This window comes from Nocardioides kongjuensis (assembly GCF_013409625.1).
In the GTDB taxonomy this organism is placed as follows: domain Bacteria; phylum Actinomycetota; class Actinomycetes; order Propionibacteriales; family Nocardioidaceae; genus Nocardioides; species Nocardioides kongjuensis.
Window position 1 is genome coordinate 2,644,850 of the sequence record NZ_JACCBF010000001.1, and the last position, 17,479, is coordinate 2,662,328.

17 protein-coding genes are annotated in these 17,479 nt (G+C 72.4%); 4 read left to right on the top strand and 13 right to left on the bottom strand.

Annotated features, from left to right (window positions below; genetic code table 11):
* Nucleotides 1-60 precede the first annotated feature (60 nt).
* The 4 genes from BJ958_RS12730 to BJ958_RS12745 all read right to left on the bottom strand — a co-directional run bounded on the left by BJ958_RS12730 (nucleotide 61) and on the right by BJ958_RS12745 (nucleotide 3,652).
* Entirely contained in the window at nucleotides 61-531 is a 471-nt protein-coding gene (locus BJ958_RS12730; protein WP_179727163.1) for a Flp pilus assembly complex ATPase component TadA, read from the bottom strand.
* A gap of 102 nt (nucleotides 532-633) precedes the next feature.
* Entirely contained in the window at nucleotides 634-1,878 is a 1,245-nt protein-coding gene (locus tag BJ958_RS12735) for an acyl-CoA dehydrogenase family protein (protein WP_179727164.1), read from the bottom strand.
* The gene (locus tag BJ958_RS12740; protein ID WP_179727165.1) at nucleotides 1,878-2,897 is read right to left on the bottom strand and encodes a phosphotransferase; all 1,020 of its coding nucleotides are present in this window, start codon (nucleotides 2,895-2,897) and stop codon (nucleotides 1,878-1,880) included. Before BJ958_RS12740 ends, BJ958_RS12735 begins: the two co-directional genes overlap by 1 nt.
* The gene (locus tag BJ958_RS12745) at nucleotides 2,894-3,652 is read right to left on the bottom strand and encodes a glucose 1-dehydrogenase (RefSeq protein ID WP_179727166.1); all 759 of its coding nucleotides are present in this window, start codon (nucleotides 3,650-3,652) and stop codon (nucleotides 2,894-2,896) included. The genes BJ958_RS12740 and BJ958_RS12745 overlap by 4 nt, the downstream gene beginning before the upstream one ends.
* A 126-nt stretch (nucleotides 3,653-3,778) precedes the next feature.
* Between BJ958_RS12745 and BJ958_RS12750 the strand changes: the two genes are divergently transcribed.
* Nucleotides 3,779-4,435 (top strand): TetR/AcrR family transcriptional regulator, encoded by a 657-nt coding sequence (locus tag BJ958_RS12750; RefSeq protein ID WP_179727167.1) that lies wholly within the window; start codon nucleotides 3,779-3,781, stop codon nucleotides 4,433-4,435.
* Here the strand turns inward: BJ958_RS12750 and BJ958_RS12755 are convergent.
* Nucleotides 4,330-5,388: an Lrp/AsnC family transcriptional regulator gene (locus BJ958_RS12755; protein ID WP_179727168.1), complete on the bottom strand. Its 1,059-nt coding sequence runs from the start codon at nucleotides 5,386-5,388 to the stop codon at nucleotides 4,330-4,332. The two genes, BJ958_RS12750 and BJ958_RS12755, sit on opposite strands and share 106 nt — an antisense overlap.
* A gap of 98 nt (nucleotides 5,389-5,486) precedes the next feature.
* On the opposite strand from BJ958_RS12755, the gene BJ958_RS12760 reads away from it, so the two are divergent.
* From BJ958_RS12760 to BJ958_RS12770, 3 genes are read left to right on the top strand one after another with little or no spacing between them, the layout of a single operon-like run.
* Nucleotides 5,487-6,713, top strand: coding sequence for a M20 family metallopeptidase (locus BJ958_RS12760; protein ID WP_179727169.1), 1,227 nt, complete (start codon nucleotides 5,487-5,489; stop codon nucleotides 6,711-6,713).
* Nucleotides 6,710-8,047: a DUF3100 domain-containing protein gene (locus BJ958_RS12765; protein WP_179727170.1), complete on the top strand. Its 1,338-nt coding sequence runs from the start codon at nucleotides 6,710-6,712 to the stop codon at nucleotides 8,045-8,047. The genes BJ958_RS12760 and BJ958_RS12765 overlap by 4 nt, the downstream gene beginning before the upstream one ends.
* An 8-nt stretch (nucleotides 8,048-8,055) precedes the next feature.
* Complete coding sequence (locus BJ958_RS12770) at nucleotides 8,056-9,429, top strand: L-serine ammonia-lyase (protein ID WP_343052666.1); 1,374 nt, start codon at nucleotides 8,056-8,058, stop codon at nucleotides 9,427-9,429.
* A gap of 9 nt (nucleotides 9,430-9,438) precedes the next feature.
* On the opposite strand, the gene BJ958_RS12775 is transcribed toward BJ958_RS12770, so the two are convergent.
* Genes BJ958_RS12775 through BJ958_RS12810 form a run of 8 tightly spaced genes read right to left on the bottom strand, consistent with a single transcriptional unit; the run spans nucleotide 9,439 to nucleotide 17,450 of the window.
* Nucleotides 9,439-10,782 (bottom strand): aldehyde dehydrogenase family protein, encoded by a 1,344-nt coding sequence (locus tag BJ958_RS12775; RefSeq protein ID WP_179727172.1) that lies wholly within the window; start codon nucleotides 10,780-10,782, stop codon nucleotides 9,439-9,441.
* A complete protein-coding gene (locus BJ958_RS12780; protein WP_179727173.1) occupies nucleotides 10,782-11,603 on the bottom strand; it encodes an SDR family oxidoreductase in 822 nt (273 codons plus the stop codon). Before BJ958_RS12780 ends, BJ958_RS12775 begins: the two co-directional genes overlap by 1 nt.
* On the bottom strand, nucleotides 11,600-12,313 hold the full coding sequence (locus BJ958_RS12785; protein WP_179727174.1) for a type 1 glutamine amidotransferase: 714 nt from the start codon (nucleotides 12,311-12,313) through the stop codon (nucleotides 11,600-11,602). The genes BJ958_RS12780 and BJ958_RS12785 overlap by 4 nt, the downstream gene beginning before the upstream one ends.
* Nucleotides 12,313-13,245, bottom strand: coding sequence for a TIGR03619 family F420-dependent LLM class oxidoreductase (locus tag BJ958_RS12790; RefSeq protein WP_343052667.1), 933 nt, complete (start codon nucleotides 13,243-13,245; stop codon nucleotides 12,313-12,315). The genes BJ958_RS12785 and BJ958_RS12790 overlap by 1 nt, the downstream gene beginning before the upstream one ends.
* Nucleotides 13,246-13,278: 33 nt before the next feature.
* Complete coding sequence (locus BJ958_RS12795; protein ID WP_179727175.1) at nucleotides 13,279-14,139, bottom strand: fumarylacetoacetate hydrolase family protein; 861 nt, start codon at nucleotides 14,137-14,139, stop codon at nucleotides 13,279-13,281.
* Nucleotides 14,140-14,162: 23 nt separating this feature from the next.
* The gene (locus tag BJ958_RS12800; RefSeq protein ID WP_179727176.1) at nucleotides 14,163-15,122 is read right to left on the bottom strand and encodes a DODA-type extradiol aromatic ring-opening family dioxygenase; all 960 of its coding nucleotides are present in this window, start codon (nucleotides 15,120-15,122) and stop codon (nucleotides 14,163-14,165) included.
* Complete coding sequence (locus tag BJ958_RS12805; protein ID WP_179727177.1) at nucleotides 15,115-16,632, bottom strand: aldehyde dehydrogenase; 1,518 nt, start codon at nucleotides 16,630-16,632, stop codon at nucleotides 15,115-15,117. Before BJ958_RS12805 ends, BJ958_RS12800 begins: the two co-directional genes overlap by 8 nt.
* Nucleotides 16,629-17,450: an acetoacetate decarboxylase family protein gene (locus BJ958_RS12810; RefSeq protein ID WP_179727178.1), complete on the bottom strand. Its 822-nt coding sequence runs from the start codon at nucleotides 17,448-17,450 to the stop codon at nucleotides 16,629-16,631. Before BJ958_RS12810 ends, BJ958_RS12805 begins: the two co-directional genes overlap by 4 nt.
* Nucleotides 17,451-17,479: the final 29 nt, after the last annotated feature.

The window sequence follows — 17,479 nt, forward strand, 5'->3', positions numbered from 1 at the left end:
CTGTCAGACACGCCGTGGCCGACCAAGTGGGTGGCAGACCGAGACAGGTTCGAGTGGGGGTTAGATAACGGCCGGGAGCATCGCGTCGACGAAGGGCCGGCTGAGGTCGATCCGACGTCCCGTGGACTTCAGCATCCGCTCGACCAGCTCGGCGACCTGCGCCTCGGTCAGCACCAGGTTGGTCAGCTCGTGGCGCCCGTGACGCGCCACGAACACCCGGTCCGGGCTGTTGATCCAGACCTCTTCCACCGTCGGGTCCTCGAGGAACGGCTGCAGCGGCCCGAAGCCCGCCACCCGGGCCACCAGCTCGGCCACGAGCGCGTCCGGGTCGGCCACCGGGGCGACCATCCCGGTCAGGCTGCGCTCGTCGTGATCACGGACCAGACCGGTCGCGAGGCGGCGTACGGCGGCCACCTCGCGCTGCGGGCCGATCCCGTCCCGGCGCACGGCGGCGCGCAGGTCCTCGTCGAGGCGCGCGACGACGTCGTCCGACGCCGGCGCCACCACGACGGGTGGCTGCAGCAGGGCCATGGCGACTCCCCCGAGATAGGACTGCTTCTGGCTGGCAGCACCGTAGGCCACCGTGGTCCGATCGGGAAGGGGTCGCCAGGCCCCGCTGTGGATATCGGTCGCTCAGCGTGCCTCGCGCCGCGCCGCCTGGCGGCGCAGCTCGGCCTTGGCCAGCGCGTTCTTGTGGACCTCGTCCGGGCCGTCGGCGAAGCGCAGGGTGCGGATCCCGGCGTACATGTTGGCCAGCGGGAAGTCCTGCGAGAGACCGCCCGCGCCGTGGACCTGGATGGCCTTGTCGAGGATCCACTGCACGGTCTCGGGGGTGGCGATCTTGATCGCCTGGATCTCGGTGTGGGCGCCCTTGTTGCCGACCGTGTCCATCAGCCACGCGGTCTTCAGCACCAGCAGCCGCAGCTGCTCGAGCTTGACCCGCGACTCCGCGATCCAGGTGCGGACCGTGCCCTGGTCGGCGATCGGGCGACCGAACGCGACCCGCGACTCGGCGCGCTCGCACATCAGCTCGATGGCGCGCTCGGCGATGCCGATCGAGCGCATGCAGTGGTGGATCCGGCCGGGCCCGAGGCGGGCCTGGGCGATGCCGAAGCCGCCACCCTCCTCGCCGATCAGGTTCGAGGCGGGGACCCGGACGTCGGTGAACCGCAGCTCGGCGTGGCCGCCGTGCTCGTGGTCGTCGTAGCCCATCACGTGCATGCCACGCACGACCTCCAGTCCCGGTGTGTCGCGCGGGACCAGGATCATCGACTGCTGGCGGTGCCGGTCCGCGCTCGGGTCGGTCTTGCCCATGACGATGAAGATCCGGCAGTTGGGGTTCATCGCGCCGGTGATCCACCACTTGCGGCCGTTGAGGACGTACTCGTCGCCGTCGCGCATGATGGACAGGCCGATGTTGGTGGCGTCCGAGGAGGCCACGTCGGGCTCGGTCATCGCGAAGGCCGAGCGGATCTCGGCGTTCAGCAGCGGCTCGAGCCACTCCTTCTTCTGCTCGGGCGTGCCGAACAGGTGGAGCACCTCCATGTTGCCGGTGTCGGGCGCGGCGCAGTTCATCGCGGCCGGCGCCAGGTGCCCGCTGCGACCGGAGATCTCGGCGAGGGCGGCGTACTGCAGGTTGGTCAGGCCGGCGCCCTCCACGCCCGCGTGCTCGCCGGGCAGGAAGAGGTTCCACAGGCCGCGCTTGCGGGCCTCGGCCCGCAGCTCCTGGATGATCGGGGTGGAGTCCCAGGCCCACGGGTCGTCCAGCTCGGCGAGCTGCTCCTCGAAGACCGCCTCGGCGGGGTGGACGACCTCGTCCATGAAGGCGAGCATCGTGGCCCGCAGCTCCTCGGTGCGGGCGTCGAATCCGAAGTCCATCAGTTCTCCTTCATTGCGGTGAGGCCGGCGTCGAGCAGCGGGTGGATCGCGGCGCCGATGTCGTCGAACCCCTCACCGACGGTCTGGCCGGCGAGGAAGCGGTAGTGGATGCCTTCGAGGATGGCAGCGAGCTTGAAGGCCGCGAGGCCGAGGTACCAGCCGAAGCCGGACAGGTCGCGGTCGCTGGCGGCGGCGTACCGCGCGACGATCTCGTCCTCGGACAGGAAGCCCGGCGCGGTCGAGGCGTCGGCGACCGCCTGACCGATCGACTCGGCGAGGCGGTGGTAGGTGAGCATGAGCGCGAGGTCGGTGAGCGGGTCGCCGAGGGTGGCCATCTCCCAGTCCAGCACGGCGCTCGCCCGGTCGGCACCGTCGGCGGTGTCGACCAGCACGTTGTCGAGGCGGAAGTCGCCGTGCACGATGCCGGTCGCCGACTCGGCGGGCACCGACGCCGCGAGCCGGCGGTGCAGCTCGTCGGCGGCCGGCAGGTCGCGGGTGCGGGAGGCGTCGAGCTGCTTCTTCCAGCGGGCGACCTGGCGACCGAGGAAGCCCTCGGGCCGGCCGAAGTCGCCGAGCCCGACCTCCTCGGGCACGACGGCGTGGAGGGCGGCGAGGATGTCGACGAGGTCCTGCGAGATCGCCCGGGTGCGCTCGGCTCCCAGCTCGGCGAGCGCCGACGCGCGCCGGTACGGCGTGCCGGCGCACCGTTCCATCACGTAGAAGTCGGCCCCGATCACCGCGTGGTCCGAGCAGAACGCGTAGGTGCGCGGGACGGGGACCGGCGTGCCCTGGAGGGCCGACATGACGCGGTACTCGCGTCCCATGTCGTGGGCGGTGGCGAGCACGTGGCCCAGCGGCGGGCGGCGCACGATCCACTGCGCAGTGCCGTCGGTGACGACGAAGGTCAGGTTGGACTTGCCGCCGGCGATCAGCTCGGCGGTGAGCGACGAGCCGGCGCCGGGGACCGCGGTCGGCAGCCAGGCGCCGAGTGCGTCGAGGTCGAGGCCCGGCGGGTTCACTCGACGCCCCCGGTCAGCGTGACGCCGCCGTCGACGACCACGGTCTGGCCGGTCAGCCAGGCGGCGTCGGAGGAGAGCAGGAAGGCGACGACGCTGCCGATGTCGTCGGGCTCGCCGAGCCGCTTGAGCGGGTACTGGGCGGCGACGTCGGCCTCGCGGCCCTCGTAGAGCGCGGTCGCGAACTTCGTCTTCACGACCGCCGGCGCGACGGCGTTGACGCGGATGTCGGGTCCGAGCTCGACGGCCAGCAGCTCGGTCATCGAGATCAGCATGGCCTTGCTGGCGCCGTACATCCCGATGCCGGGAGCGGGCTTGACCCCGGAGACCGAGGAGACGTTGACGACGGCGCCCCCGTGCTCCTTCATCCAGGCGGCGTGGACCCGCTGGGTCCAGGCGAGGGTGGCCAGGCAGTTGACCTCGACGATCTTGCGGGCGGCGTCGAGGTCGAGCTCGATCATCGGGCCGTACGCCGGGTTGATGCCGGTGTTGTTGACGAGCAGGTCGGCGCTGCCGAACGTCTCGATCGTCTGGCGTACGACGTCGGCCTGGTGCTCCGCGTCGTCGGCCCGGCCCGCCACGCCGAGCGCCACGGACGGACCGCCGAGGGCGAGGACGGCCTCGTCGAGGGCCTCCTTGCCGCGGCCGGTGATGACGACCCGCGCGCCGTCGGCGACGAGCCGCTCGGCGATCGCGAGGCCGATCCCCCGGCTCGCTCCGGTGACGATCGCGGTCTTGCCCTCGAACCTGGTGCTCACGTGCCTGCCTCGTCGTGTCGATGGAGGTTACTAAGCGCTTGCTTAGCGTGTAGCCTGAGTGTGCCCGGACCGACGGGGAGCCGTCAAGACCCCCGACCCGACCACCGACCCACCCAGGGAGTGACGATGACCACCACCCCCTCCCGCGCCGACGCCACCCGCGCCCGGCTGCTCGAGGCGGCCGTGACGGCGTTCTCCGAGAAGGGCTTCCACGGCACCACCACGCGTGACATCGCGGGCGCGGCCGGGATGAGCCCGGCGGCGGTCTACGTGCACCACAGGTCCAAGGAGGAGCTGCTCTTCCTCATCTCCTGCCAGGGCCACCAGCAGGCGCTCGACGTGGTCCGCGAGGCTCGCGCAGCCGCGCCGGACCCGGTGGCACAGGTCGCGGCGGTGGGACGGGCCTTCGCGGCCTACCACGCCCACCACCACACGGTGGCGCGGATCCTCAACTACGAGCTCGCCGCGCTCAGCGACGAGCACCGCGCCGTCGTCGACGAGCTGCGCACGAGCATCGACCGCGAACTGCGCGACCTGGTCCGCGAGGGAGTGGCGGCCGGCGCCTTCGACACCCCCGACCCCGCGCTGGCCGCGACCGCCCTGGCATCGCTGAGCATCGACATCGCCCGCTGGTACCGCGAGGACGGCGAGTGGACGCCCGACCAGATCGGGGACTACTACTCCGACCTGGCGCTGCGCCTGGTCGGCGCGGACCCCAGGTCGAGCGGTACGACGCCCGTCGCGAAGCCCGCCGCGTCAAGCAGCCGGCCCACCAGCTTGTAGGGCCGCATCACCACGCTCCGGTCGGCGACCTCGACGTGCGGCAGCCGCCGCAGCAGCTGGGTCTCCAGCCGCTGGCCGTCGGCGATGCTGCGCAGCCACGCGGCGACCAGCAGGTTGGAGGGCCCGGCCGCGGAGAGCACCGCCCGCACCTCGGGCACGGCGGCCAGCAGCTGCCCCGCCTCGTCGATCCGGTCCGGCGGCACCCGCAGGAAGAACCACTCCGAGGTGCGCCACTCGGTGAGCCCGCGGGCGACCTCGCAGCGCAGCCGCAGCACACCCGAGCCGACCAGGGCGTTGAGCCGGCGCCGCACGGTGCTCTCGCTCGCGCCGACCCGGGCGGCCACCTCGCCGTACGACTGGCGTCCGTCCTCGGACAGCACCGCGACCAGCGCCTGGTCGATCGGTCCGGCGACGTGCACCCGCGCGGCCTCGGTGACGGTCGGCAGGGTCGCGGCCACGCGCTGCTCCTGGTCGTGGGTCAGGCTGCGCAGCCGCCACCGGCTGGCCTCGGTGTAGGCGCGCACCACGTGATGGCTGCGCACCCCCGCGACGTGCGGGACCTGCGCCACCCGGTCGAGGAGGTACGACGCGAGGGCGGCCTCGTCAGCGCAGGCGGCGGTCACGAGCAGGTCGCGGGTGCCCGCCGCGACGTCGATGGTCATCGACTCGGGATCGGCGGCCAGGTCGGCGGCCACGTCGAGCACCCGGCCGGGCTGCGCGGTCACCTCGATCAGGGCCAGCGCCGGGTCGAGGTCCTGCAGCGGCTGGCAGGAGACCCACGCGGCTCCGTGCTCGACCAGGCGCGCCCAGCGGCGGGCCGCGGTCGACGGGTCGACGCCGAGCAGGCCGCCCAGCTGCGCCCAGGACGCCCGCGGGTTGATCTGCAGCGCGTGGACGATCCTCAGGTCCAGCTCCGACAGGCTGACGGATCCGCGCGCATCGTCGACGCTCATGACGGAATCATGCAATTTTTCGGCGCCCTCCGCATCCCCTTCGCATCGTGGATCCACCGCATGACCCAGATCACAGCCCCACCGCAGGAGGAGCCCCGATGACCAGCCTCACCACGGACCTCGCCGCCGGTCCCCGCGCCGACCGCGCGATCCGCGCCGCCGGCGAGCGGCTCGTCGCCCTCAGCCACGAGGTGCACGGCTACGCCGAGCTGGCCTTCGAGGAGCACCGGGCAGCGGCTGCCGTCAGCGGCCTGCTCGCCGGCGCCGGCTTCGCCGTCGAGACCGGCGTCGCCGGGCTGCCGACCGCGTTCGTGGCGTCCTACGGCAGCGGCGACCTGGTCGTCGGCATCTGTGCCGAGTACGACGCCCTGCCCGAGATCGGCCACGCCTGCGGCCACAACATCATCGCCTCGAGCGCCGTCGGCGCCGCGCTGGGCCTCGCCGAGGTCGCGGATGTGCTCGGCCTGACCGTCAAGGTGCTCGGCACGCCGGCCGAGGAGCACGGCGGCGGCAAGGTCCTCATGCTCGAGGCCGGCTGCTTCGACGACCTGACGGTCTCGCTCATGGTGCACCCGGCGCCGACCGACGTCGCACCGTCCTCGGCCACCAGCCAGGGCGTCGCCCGGTTCGCCGCGACCTTCACCGGTACGCCGTCCCACGCAGCCGCCGCGCCGCACCTCGGCGTCAACGCCGCCGACGCCGCCGTGGTCAGCCAGGTCGCGATCGGCCTGCTGCGCCAGCAGCTGCCCGCCACCGCGCGGGTCGCGGCGTTCGTCAGCGAGGGCGGCAAGGTCACCAACATCATCCCCGAGCGCGTCGTCGTCGACTTCGAGGTCCGCGAGTTCGACGTCGAGGCGCAGGCCCGCCTCGTCGAGCGGGTCCGCGCCTGCTTCGAGGCGGGCGCGCTGGCCACCGGCTGCAGCCTGGCGATCGAGCCCACCGAGCCGGAGTACGCCCCCCTGCTGCAGGACGCCCGCCTCGGGGCCCCGTTCACCGCCGCGCTCACCGACCTCGGCCGCGAGGTGCACACCGAGAGCAAGCTCGCCGGCGGCTCCACCGACATGGGCAACGTCTCGCAGTACCTGCCCTCGATCCACCCGATGGTCGCCGTGGCCGGCAGCGAGCACAGCCCGCACACCCACGGCTTCGCCGCCGACGCGATCAGCCCCGCCGCCGACCGCACCGTGGTCGACGCCGCCCTCGCCATGGCCCGCACCGTCGTGGCCGTCGCCGAGGACCCCGCCGTGCGTGCCGAGCTCCTCGCGGAGCAGGCCGCCCGGTCGCCGTACCCCCGCCCCGCCGCTTCCCAGGAGAACCGGTCATGATCACCACCCGTCCGTCGGCCACCGCCGGCACCGCGTCCTCGTCCGGCTCCCGGCTCCTGCGTCGCCTGGGACCGCTCGCCGCGATCGCCCTCGTCCTCACCGTCGTCGCCGAGCTGGTCGGTGACCACACCATCGACCTCGGCATCGGCACCGTCACGCTCTACCCGCTGATCTGGGGCATCCTGCTCGGCGGCGTGGTCAGCATGCAGAAGGTCAAGCCGCTGCCCGTCGCCGTCCAGCGCCACGCCACCCAGCTGGTCGGGCTCGCCGTGCTGCTGCTCGGCGCCCGGCTCGCGTTCGTCGTCGGCGCCAACATCCCCGTCCTGCTCGACGCCGGCCCGGCGCTGCTGCTGCAGGAGCTCGGCCACCTGTTCGGCACCGTGCTCTTCTCGCTCCCGATCGCGGTCGCCCTCAAGATGGGTCGCGCCACCGTCGGCGCCTGCTTCTCGATCGACCGCGAGGGCTCGTTCGCGATCGTCGGCGACAAGTACGGCGCCGACTCCGACGAGTACCGCGGCGTGCTGTCGATGTACGTCTTCGGCACCGTCGTCGGCGCCCTCTACGTCACCCTGATCGCCACCGCACTCGCCGGTGCCGGCATCTTCGACCCGCTGGCGCTCGCGATGGGTGCGGGCGTCGGCTCCGGGTCGGTCATGGCCGCCTCGTCGGCCGCGATCGCCGCGGAGTTCCCCGCGCGGGCCGACCAGATCCTCGCCCTGGCCGCGGTGTCGAACCTGATCACGACCGTCCTGGGCCTCTACGTCGGCATGTACGTCGCCCTCCCGGCCGCCGAGCGCTTCTACCGGCTGCTCACCCGCCGGCAGGCTGCGGCGGCCCCCGCCTCCGGCCCCGAGACCGCCGCCCCCGCCGCCGCTCGCGTCACCGTGGACGAGGACCCCGCCGACCAGGCGCCCGTGCTCCCCTCGCTGGCGATCGTGCTGGTCCTCTTCCTCGCCTCCGCGGTCGTCTTCCACGGCGGCTTCGACCCGGCGATGCTCGCCGGCTTCGCGCTCATGGCCGCGCTGGTGCTGGTCTCGCTGGGCCTGAAGAAGGTCGTCGGGCTCTCCCCCATCATCGGCCTCACCACGATCGGCGCCTTCCTGGGCAGCGAGTGGTCGCCGGTGGCCGACGTGGTCGCGAAGGTCACCACGCCGATCGAGTTCCTCGCGCTGACCACCCCGGTCCTGGTGCTCGCCGGCCTCGGCCTCGGCAAGGACGCCCCGATGCTGCGCCGGATCGGATGGCGGATCGTCCCGGTCGGCCTGGTCTCGTTCGCCGCCTCGTTCGTCGTCGCGACGGCGATCGCCGAGGTCGCCCTCGGCCTGGGCGGCTGACCCCCGTCGTGGCTGTCAGCGTCGTCGACCTCTTCAGCATCGGCATCGGCCCCTCCTCCTCCCACACGGTCGGACCGATGCGGGCGGCGCGGCGCTTCGTGACGGCCCTCGCCGAACACGACCTGCTCGGCGGGGCCGTCGCCGTCCGCGTGGAGCTGTACGGCTCCCTCGCGGCCACCGGCCGGGGGCACGGCACCGACCGTGCCGTGCTCCTCGGCCTGGAGGGACACGAGCCCGAGACCGTCGCCCCGGACCTGGCCGACACGGTCCTGGACCGGGTGCGCGACCGCGAGCGGCTCTGCCTCCTCGGCCGGCACGAGATCCGCTTCTCCCCCACCGCCGACCTGGTCCTCGACGCCCGCACGACGCTGTCGAGGCACCCCAACGGCATGCGGTTCACGGCGTACGACGCCGGCGGGGCCGTGCTGCGGCAGACCACGTCGTACTCGGTCGGTGGCGGGTTCGTCGTCGACGAGGACGAGCCGGCCCCCGCGGCCGTCGCCGACGCGGACGTGCCCTACCCCTTCGCCTCCGGCGCCGCCCTCCTCGCGCTGTGCGCCTCGCGCGGCCTCGCGATCAGCGACGTCGTGCTCGCCAACGAGCGGGCGGTGCGCCCCGAGGAGGAGGTGCTCGACCACCTCGACCGGGTGTGGGCGGTGATGCAGGAGTGCGTCGAGACGGGGTGTCGCACCGAGGGCGTGCTGCCCGGTGGCCTCGGCGTGCGGCGTCGCGCTCCCGCGCTGCTGCGCCGCCTCTCCGAGGACGCCGGGAACGACCCGCTGCGGACCCTCGACTGGATCGACCTGTTCGCGCTCGCCGTCAACGAGCAGAACGCCGGCGGCGGCCGGGTCGTCACCGCACCGACCAACGGGGCGGCGGGGATCATCCCGGCGGTGCTGCACTACTACGTGCGGTTGTGCCCCGGCGCCGACGGCGACAAGCAGGACGGCGTGCGCCGCTTCCTGCTGACCGCCGGAGCGATCGGCAGCCTCTACCAGCGCAACGCCTCGATCTCGGGCGCCGAGGTGGGCTGTCAGGGCGAGGTCGGCTCGGCCTCCTCGATGGCCGCCGCCGGCCTGTGCGAGGTCCTGGGCGGCACCCCCGCCCAGGTCGAGAACGCCGCCGAGATCGCCATGGAGCACAACCTCGGCCTGACCTGCGACCCCGTCGGCGGCCTCGTGCAGATCCCCTGCATCGAGCGCAACGCGATGGCCGCGGTCAAGGCGGTGAACGCCGTGCGCATGGCGCTCGCGGGCGCCGGCGAGCACGTCGTCTCGCTCGACCAGGTCATCGCCACCATGCGCGAGACCGGTGCCGACATGGCCACCAAGTACAAGGAGACCTCGCTCGGCGGCCTCGCCGTCAACGTGATCGAGTGCTGATCCCCCGGTTCAGCGGGCGACCCGGATCATCTTCTTGTTGACGAACTCGTCGATGCCGAGGGTGCCGAGCTCACGACCGTAGCCGGAGAGCCGCACGCCGCCGAAGGGCAGCTCGACGGCCTCCAGGCCGACGCCGTTGACGAACACCATGCCGACCTCGAGCGCGCTGGCGACGCGGTCGGCCTGCTCGGGGTCGGTGGTGTAGACGTACGAGCCGAGGCCGTAGGGCGTGTCGTTGGCGATCCGGATCGCGTCCGCCTCGTCGGCGGCGCGGAAGACCATGGCGACCGGGCCGAAGAACTCCTGGTGGTAGGCCGGGTTGTCGGGCGTGACGTCGGTCAGGACGCCGACCGGGTGGAAGGCACCGTCGCGCTCGCCGGCGGAGACCAGGTTGGCGCCGGCGTCGACGGCAGCTGCGACCTGTCCGGCGAGCTCCTCGGCCGCACCGACCGAGGACAGCGGGGCTGCGTTGCCGGCGGTGGCGATCTTGTCGTTGAGCAGGCCGACGAAGGCGTCGTACAGCTCGTCGACGACGACGAAGCGCTTGGCGCCGTTGCAGGCCTGGCCGACGTTGCCGGTCCGGGCGGACAGGGCGTCGTCGACCGCGCCGGGGAGGTCGTCGGTGGAGAGCAGCACGAACGGGTCCGCGCCGCCGAGCTCGAGGACGCACTTCTTGAGGTGGCGGCCGGCGAGCTCGCCGATGATCGAGCCGGCGCGCTCGGAGCCGGTCAGCGAGACGCCGTGGATCCGCGGGTCGGCGATGACGCCGGCGATCTGGTCGCTGGTGGCGTAGACGTTGACGTAGGCGCCCTCGGGCAGGCCGGCGTCGACGAAGATCTGCGCCTGCAGCGCAGCCGAGCGCGGGCACTGGGCCGCGTGCTTGAGGACGATGGTGTTGCCCAGCAGCAGGTTGGGTGCCGCGAAGCGGGCAACCTGGTAGACCGGGTAGTTCCACGGCATGATGCCCAGCAGCGCGCCGACCGACTGGCGGCGGACGAGGGCGTGGCCCTCGCCGCTGAGCAGCTCGATCGGCTGGTCGGCGAGCAGGCTCTCGGCACGGTCGGCGTAGTACTGGTAGATGTCGGCCGAGAAGAGCACCTCGCCCTTGGCGGCGCCGAGCGCCTTGCCCATCTCGAGGTTGATCGCCTCGGCGAGCTCGTCGGCCCGCTCGCGGTGCAGCTCGGCGACCCGGGCGATCGCCGCGGCACGCTCGGCGACCGACGTCTGGCGGCCCCAGGTCTCGTGGGCGGCAGCGGCTGCGGTGACCGCGGCGGCGACCTCCGCGTCGGTGGCGGTCGGGTAGGTCTCGACGACCTCGCCGGTGGCGGGGTTGCGGACGGCGTACTTGCTCATCAGGACTCCTGGTGGCGTGGGGAGGAGAGGTCGACGGACACGCGGGGGTCGAGGGCGAGGGTGCCGGGGTCGACGACGCAGGAGCCGCCGTCGACGGGCAGCACCACCCCGTTGACGTACGACGCCGCGTCGGACAGCAGCCAGCCGACGGTCGCGGCGATCTCGTCGGGGTGGGCGGCGCGGCGCTGGGGCACCACGGCGGTGGCGAGCCGGTAGGCGTCGTCGGTGGAGATGCCGCGCTCCTTGCCGAGCTCGGCCATCTCCATGTCGCCCATCTCGGTGGCGGTCCAGCCGGGGCAGATCGCGTTGGCACGCAGCCCGTCGCGGCCGTGGTCGACGGCCAGGGACTGGGTGAGGAGGAGCAGGCCGGCCTTGCTGGCGGAGTACGCCGCCATCCCGTCGCTGGCCCGCAGCGCGGCGACGGAGGACACCGCGACGACCGAGCCGCGCGCGGCCAGCAGGTGCGGGAGGGCCGCCCGGACCAGGAGGAAGGGCGAGGTCAGGTTGACCCGGATGGTGTCGTCCCACTGCTCGGGGGTGACCTCGTCGACCCGCCCGACGTGGATGATCCCGTGGTTGACCACGAGCCCGTCGAGCCGGCCGAAGGTGGCGACGGTGTCGTCGACGACCCGGGCGACACCCGCGGCCTCGCTGACGTCGGCCACGACCACGTGGGCGCCGGTCTCGTCGGCCACCGCACGCAGCGGCGCCTCGCGACGTCCGCAGATGACGACCTGGTCGCCGCCTGCGGCGAGCAGCCGGGTGACGGCGGCGCCGATGCCCGTGCCCCCGCCGGTGACGAGGACGACCCTCCCCGTCACCCTGCTGCCACCTCGTCGAGGAAGTAGTCGACCAGCGCGGCGGCCCGCACCCGCACGTCCGCGTCGAGGGAGCCGATGTGCTCGATCAGCACCTCGGGGTCGAGCCCGCGCTCACGGGCGAGCTCCGCGCCGCCGTCCTCGAGCCAGCCCCGGACGCTCTCGGCGTCCACCTCGGGGTGGAACTGCACGGCGAGGTTGCGGCGCAGCACGAACGCCTGGGGCGCCGCGGCGTTGGACCCGACGACGGTCGCGTCGGCCGGCGGCACGAACTTGTCGTAGTGCCACTGCGTCCAGATCCCGGCGACCGCGGGTACGCCGGACACGACGTGCGGACCGATCTCCGGCGCGGGCGAGGCCACGACCTCGCCTCCGTGCGCCTGGGCGAGCATCTGGGCGCCGAAGCAGATCCCGAAGACGGGTACGCCGGACTCGTCCGCCGTGCGCAGCAGCTCCGTCTCGGGCTTGACCCAGGACGCGACGGTGTCGCTGTAGGCGCTCCAGCGGGCGCCGAGCACGAGCACGGCGTCGTACTCGCGCGGGTCCGGGAGCTCGACGTCGACGCCCGGGTCGTCGAAGCGCTCGGGCGGGACGACCTGGATGCGCTCGACCTCGTAGCCTCGCTCGGTGAAGCGGTCCTCGATGCCGCCGGCCGCCAGGTAGTCGTGCCCGACCAGCAGCAGCCGCTTGCCCGCGGTGGCGGTGTCCGTCATCAGCCCATCGCCTCCGCCCGCTTCATGACGTCCTTGCAGAACGCCTCCATGTCCCTCTGGTCGTCGATGTACATCGACGGCTTGATGCAGATGGTGGTGAACCCCTGCTCGAGCTGCTCGGGGATCGAGTCCATCGACTCCCCCAGGTCGGCCGGCGAGTGCTCGTCGGGGAACGAGTAGCGCACCCCGCCGACCATCTCCAGCTCGGCCATGTCGCGCCCGGCCTCGGCCATCGCGTCCCGGATGACCTGGAGATCCTCCGCCGTGGGGCGACCGAACGGGTGGAAGCCGTGGCCGTACTTCACGATCCGCTCGACGACGGCGCCGTGCGCCTTCTGGCCGCCGAACCACATCCGCGGCCCCTCGGGCCGGAACGCCTTCGGCTCGAGGTAGATGTCCTCGAAGTCGAAGTAGTCGCCGTGGTGGGTGGCCGGCGACTGCTCGAAGACGAGCTTCATCACCTCGAGCTGCTCGCTGAGGATCTTGCCGCGCTCGCGGAACGGTACGCCGAGCGCGGCGTACTCGTCCTTGCTCCAGCTCACGCTCGGCTGGACGACCAGCCGGCCCTCGGAGATCAGGTCGAGGGTGCCGAGCTCGCGGGCGAGCAGCAGCGGGTGGCGCAGCGGCGCGAGCACCGCCGCGCCGACCAGGCGGATCCGCTCGGTGACGCTGGCGATCGCCGAGAACAGCATGAGCGAGTTGGGCCAGGGCATCAGCGGGTCCTGGTTGCCGGGCGCCGCGTAGTCACGCGGGTTGCCCATCACGCCCTTGTCGCTGGCATCGGGACCGAGGACGACGTGCTCGGAGATCATCACCGAGTCGAAGCCGGTGTCCTCGGCGATCCGGGACCAGGTGACGAGGTCGCCCAGGTTGCGACCGTCGGTGAGGGTCCAGTTCTCGCTGAGGATCATCAGCATGCGGGGTGCGGGCACGGCAGCGTCCTTCGGTGCTTCGGCTCGGGTCGGTCAGTGGGTGTTGGACAGGTCGGGCTTGCGGATGCCGCGGAACTCCCAGTCGCCGCCCTTGGCGGTCGAGAGGACCTCCTCGCTCTCGGTCGGCTGCGCGCCGACGTCGCTGCGGATCGGGGTCGGTCCCTCGACGATGTGGTTGCGCAGGGTGCCGAGGCCCTCGACCTCGACCTCGACGACGTCACCGGGGTAGACGGTGCGCGAGATGGCCGGCGTGCCGGACATCAGGATGTCGCCGGGCTGCAGCGTGATCGTGCGCGCGATGTCGGCGACGAGGTAGTGCATGTCCCACTTCATCTCGTTGGTGTTGCCGTCCTGGCGCACCTCACCGTTGACGATCGTGCGGATCCGCTTGTCGTGGAAGTCCCAGCCCTCGACGATGCCGGGACCGATCGGGCACAGGGTGTCGGCACCCTTGACCCGCAGCATCGAGCCGGAGTCGGTGTCGCGGAAGTCGTGCAGGCCGTAGTCGTTGCCGATGGAGTAGCCGCGGATGTAGTCGCCGGCCTCCTCGGGCGAGATGTTGCGCGCCGTCTTGCCGATCACGATGGCGATCTCGCCCTCGTAGTTGAGCCACTTGCAGCCCTGCGGGCGGACCACGGCCGACTCGTGCGCGTTGAGGGCGGAGACCGGCTTGTGGAAGTAGGTCGGCGCGGGCGGCAGCTTGGTCATCATCTCCTCGACGCGCGAGGAGTAGTTGAGGTGGACGCAGACGATCTTGCTCGGCGTCACCGGCGGCAGGTGGGTGGCGTCGGCGATGGCGACGGTGCGGCCGTCGCCGGCGACGAGGGTCTCGCCCTCGCGGCGCACGTCGACGGCGTTGCCGTCGAGGAGGATCCGGCGGTACTCGGTGGTCATGTCAGGGGTTCCTCTCGGTCGGCTCAGCCGGCGGCCGGTACGTCGGCACCGGCACCGCCCATCTGGCGCACGTAGTCGGGGTCGGTCGGGGTGGTGCGGGCGGCGGGGAAGCCACCCTCGGGACGGTCGAACCAGAGGTGGACCTGGCCGGTGCCGATGGAGTTCTCGTACTCGCCGTACTGGCGGCCGGGCGCGGTGCAGTCGCCCTCGCCGAGGGCGCCGATCATCATCAGGTAGTGCTGGAAGCGGGCCTCGGGCTTGAACTTGTAGAACGCGTCCATCGTGTCGAGCACACGGGCGTGGTCGCCGTTCTTGAACCACTCGATCCGCTCGGCGTCGGCGGCCGCGGCCTCCGGCGTGAAGATGTGCTCGACGCCCGAGGCCTCGTGGTCGCGCAGCTGGCGCAGGCCCCAGAAGGTGTGCGACATGGCGCCGGAGGCGATGAGCAGGACCTTGCGGTCGGACTCGGCGATGGCGGCGCCGAGGGCCCGGCCCAGGCGCAGCGCGTCCTCGCCGTCGGCGGTCTGGCACACGCCGATCGAGATCCACTTCTTGTCGGGCAGGCCCTGGCCGAGGTACTCCCACACGTTGGTGGTCGCGTAGAAGATCGGCAGGCTGTGGTCGTCGATCGCGGTGATCCACGTGGAGTTCTCGGCGCCCTTGCTCGCGATCAGGCGCGCGAGCTCGGGGTCGCCGGGGAAGTCGTAGTGGCGCCGCTCCATGCCCCGGGGCAGCTCCTCGGAGGTGAACAGGCCGCTGCGGCGGTCCTGGGCGGTGACGACCCACTCGACGGTGGTCGCCCAGTGCGAGTCGAGGACCACGACGGTGTCGTAGTCGAGCACGTCGAAGACCTCGCGGCGCAGCTGCTGCAGGCCAGAGACCAGCGTGGTGTCCTCACCGTTGTTGAGCTCGCGCCGGATCTCCTCCGGCAGCACGATCGTGGGGACGTGCGCGATCAGGCCCGCGCCGACGACCTCACCCATCGGTCCCACCTCCCTCTCCGGTCCCGGCGTCCGCCCAGCCGGTCGGCGAGAAGACGCTGTTCTTGATGTCGGTGTAGAAGTCGAACGACCAGATGCCGCCCTCACGGCCGATGCCGGACTTGCCGTTGCCGCCGAAGGGGGCGTTGAGGTCGCGCACGAAGAAGCAGTTGACCCAGACCGTGCCGGCGTCGAGGGCCGCGGAGACCCGCTCGGCCCGGTCGCGGTCGCCGGTCACGATCGTGGCGGCGAGGCCGAAGGGGGTGTCGTTGGCCAACGTCACCGCCTCGTCCTCGGTGTCGAAGGTGCTGATCGTGACGACCGGCCCGAAGACCTCCTCGGTCATGATCTCGGAGTCCTTCTTCGCCCCGACGAGGATCGTCGGCCGGAAGTAGAGACCGCCCAGCTCCTCGTTGGGACCGCCGCCGAGCAGTGGCTCGGCGCCGTCGGCGAGGGCCCGCTCGACGAAGCCGGAGATCTGCTCGAAGTGCCGCCGCGAGATCAGCGCGGAGACGTCGGTGCTCTCGTCGCGGGGGTCGCCCTGGGTCAGCTTGGCGGCGCCCTCGACGACGCGGCGGGTGAACTCCTCGGCGAGCGAGGAGTGCACGTACATCCGGGCTGCCTTGAGGCAGACCTGGCCGGCGTTGTCGAACTGCTCGACGGCGATCTCGACGGCGAGGTCCAGGTCGGCGTCCTCGAAGACCAGCAGCGGCGACTTGCCGCCGAGCTCGTAGGACAGCGGCACGATGTTGGTGGCAGCGGCCTTGGCGATCACGCCGGCGGTCGGGACCGAGCCGGTGAACGCGAGCCGGTTGATCCCCGGGTGCGCGGTCAGCGGGGCGCCCGCCTCGGCGCCGGTGCCCTGGACGACGTTGAACACACCGGCGGGGACGCCGGCCTCGTGCATGATGTCGGCCAGCAGGCTCGCGGTCAGCGGCGCCCACTCCGGCGGCTTCACGACGATCGTGTTGCCCGCGGCCATGGCCGGGCCGATCCGCCAGGTGGCGAGCATCAGCGGCGCGTTCCACGGCGTGATGATCGCGACGACGCCGGCGGGGTCGTAGGTGACCCGCTCGCGGTGGCCGCGACCCGGGACCTCCATGTCGGGGTGGCCGAGCTGGTGCTCGGCGAAGTCGGCGAAGGCCCGGAAGTTCATCGCCACCCGCGGCATCACGCCACGGCGGTGGCTGCGGATCAGGGATCCGTTGTCGCGGGTCTCGACGCGGGACAGGTCCTCGACCCGGGCCTCGATCCCCTCGGCGACGCGACGCAGGATCGCGCTGCGCTCGGCGACCGGCAGCGCCGCCCACGCGGGGAACGCCGCTCGCGCGGCGGCGACGGCGGCGTCGACCTCGGCCGACGTGCCGGCGGCGACCTCGGCGATCGGCTGCTCGTCGATCGGCGAGATGTCGGTGAAGGTGGACGCCGAGGCGACCCGCTCCCCGCCGATCCAGTGACGGGTGTCGACCTGGACGCCGTCGACGTCGACGAGGTGATCCGTGGTCTCGGTCATCGCGCCGCCTCCCAGGTGCCGTCGGTGTTCGTGGCCAGGGTCTTGCCGCCGTCCCAGACGACGCCGACCTGGCGGTAGTAGCCGCCGATGATCTCCTGCACCTCGAGGCGGTGCAGCTCCTCGGTCGGGGACTCGAACAGCTCGAGCTCGACGTCGCCGGAGTAGGCCGGGCCGGCCTCGAAGGAGCTCGAGCCCGAGGCGATGAGCTCGGCGTACGCGTCCGGGCTGCCCTTGGCGATGCCCGGGTAGATGCGGTGGTGGGCCATCGGGTGGCCGTTGACGAAGCCGTTGGTGGGCGACTCGTCGGTGAGGGTCAGCACGGCCTGCGCGAGGCGCCGGTCGCCGGCGGCGAGGGTGGCGCCGAAGACGCCGCCCGGGGCGACCTGCGGGGCCGCGTGGGCGAAGGGGTGCGGCCGGGTCTGCCACATCGAGCCGAGCTTCTTGGGGTAGCCCTGGTGCATGCCGCGGCCGATCGCGAAGTCCTTGTCGACCCAGATGTAGACGCAGCGGGAGTAGGTCACGCCCTCGTAGGCACAGCGGACGACGACGAACGCCTCCTTGTACTGCGAGCGGACCGGGTCCAGCAGCTCCTCGCGGGTGCCGGAGCAGGACTGCCAGTCGGCCCAGATCAGCGCGACCGCGCCCGGGTCCTCCGGGGCGAGCTCGAGCGGAGCGGGCAGCAGCTCGGCGACGCGGGCCGGGTCCGTGCGGTACTCCACCGTCAGCAGGTCGCCGGAGTAGTACCACGGCGGCGACGGGATCAGCGATGACTGGCCGGTCGCGGTGCGGGGGAAGAAGAACCCCTTCATGTCGTTCATCGGGCCTCAGCTCCGGTCGAGGATGTGCA

What these genes read in the sequence shown, in the direction of transcription:
- BJ958_RS12730 (WP_179727163.1), bottom strand. Translation starts at nt 531, where the DNA reads ATGGCCCTGCTGCAGCCACCCGTCGTGGTGGCGCCGGCGTCGGACGAC.
- BJ958_RS12735 (WP_179727164.1), bottom strand. Translation starts at nt 1,878, where the DNA reads ATGGACTTCGGATTCGACGCCCGCACCGAGGAGCTGCGGGCCACGATG.
- BJ958_RS12750 (WP_179727167.1), top strand. Translation starts at nt 3,779, where the DNA reads ATGACCACCACCCCCTCCCGCGCCGACGCCACCCGCGCCCGGCTGCTC.
- BJ958_RS12755 (WP_179727168.1), bottom strand. Translation starts at nt 5,388, where the DNA reads ATGAGCGTCGACGATGCGCGCGGATCCGTCAGCCTGTCGGAGCTGGAC.
- BJ958_RS12760 (WP_179727169.1), top strand. Translation starts at nt 5,487, where the DNA reads ATGACCAGCCTCACCACGGACCTCGCCGCCGGTCCCCGCGCCGACCGC.
- BJ958_RS12765 (WP_179727170.1), top strand. Translation starts at nt 6,710, where the DNA reads ATGATCACCACCCGTCCGTCGGCCACCGCCGGCACCGCGTCCTCGTCC.
- BJ958_RS12775 (WP_179727172.1), bottom strand. Translation starts at nt 10,782, where the DNA reads ATGAGCAAGTACGCCGTCCGCAACCCCGCCACCGGCGAGGTCGTCGAG.
- BJ958_RS12785 (WP_179727174.1), bottom strand. Translation starts at nt 12,313, where the DNA reads ATGACGGACACCGCCACCGCGGGCAAGCGGCTGCTGCTGGTCGGGCAC.
- BJ958_RS12795 (WP_179727175.1), bottom strand. Translation starts at nt 14,139, where the DNA reads ATGACCACCGAGTACCGCCGGATCCTCCTCGACGGCAACGCCGTCGAC.
- BJ958_RS12800 (WP_179727176.1), bottom strand. Translation starts at nt 15,122, where the DNA reads ATGGGTGAGGTCGTCGGCGCGGGCCTGATCGCGCACGTCCCCACGATC.
- BJ958_RS12805 (WP_179727177.1), bottom strand. Translation starts at nt 16,632, where the DNA reads ATGACCGAGACCACGGATCACCTCGTCGACGTCGACGGCGTCCAGGTC.
- BJ958_RS12810 (WP_179727178.1), bottom strand. Translation starts at nt 17,450, where the DNA reads ATGAACGACATGAAGGGGTTCTTCTTCCCCCGCACCGCGACCGGCCAG.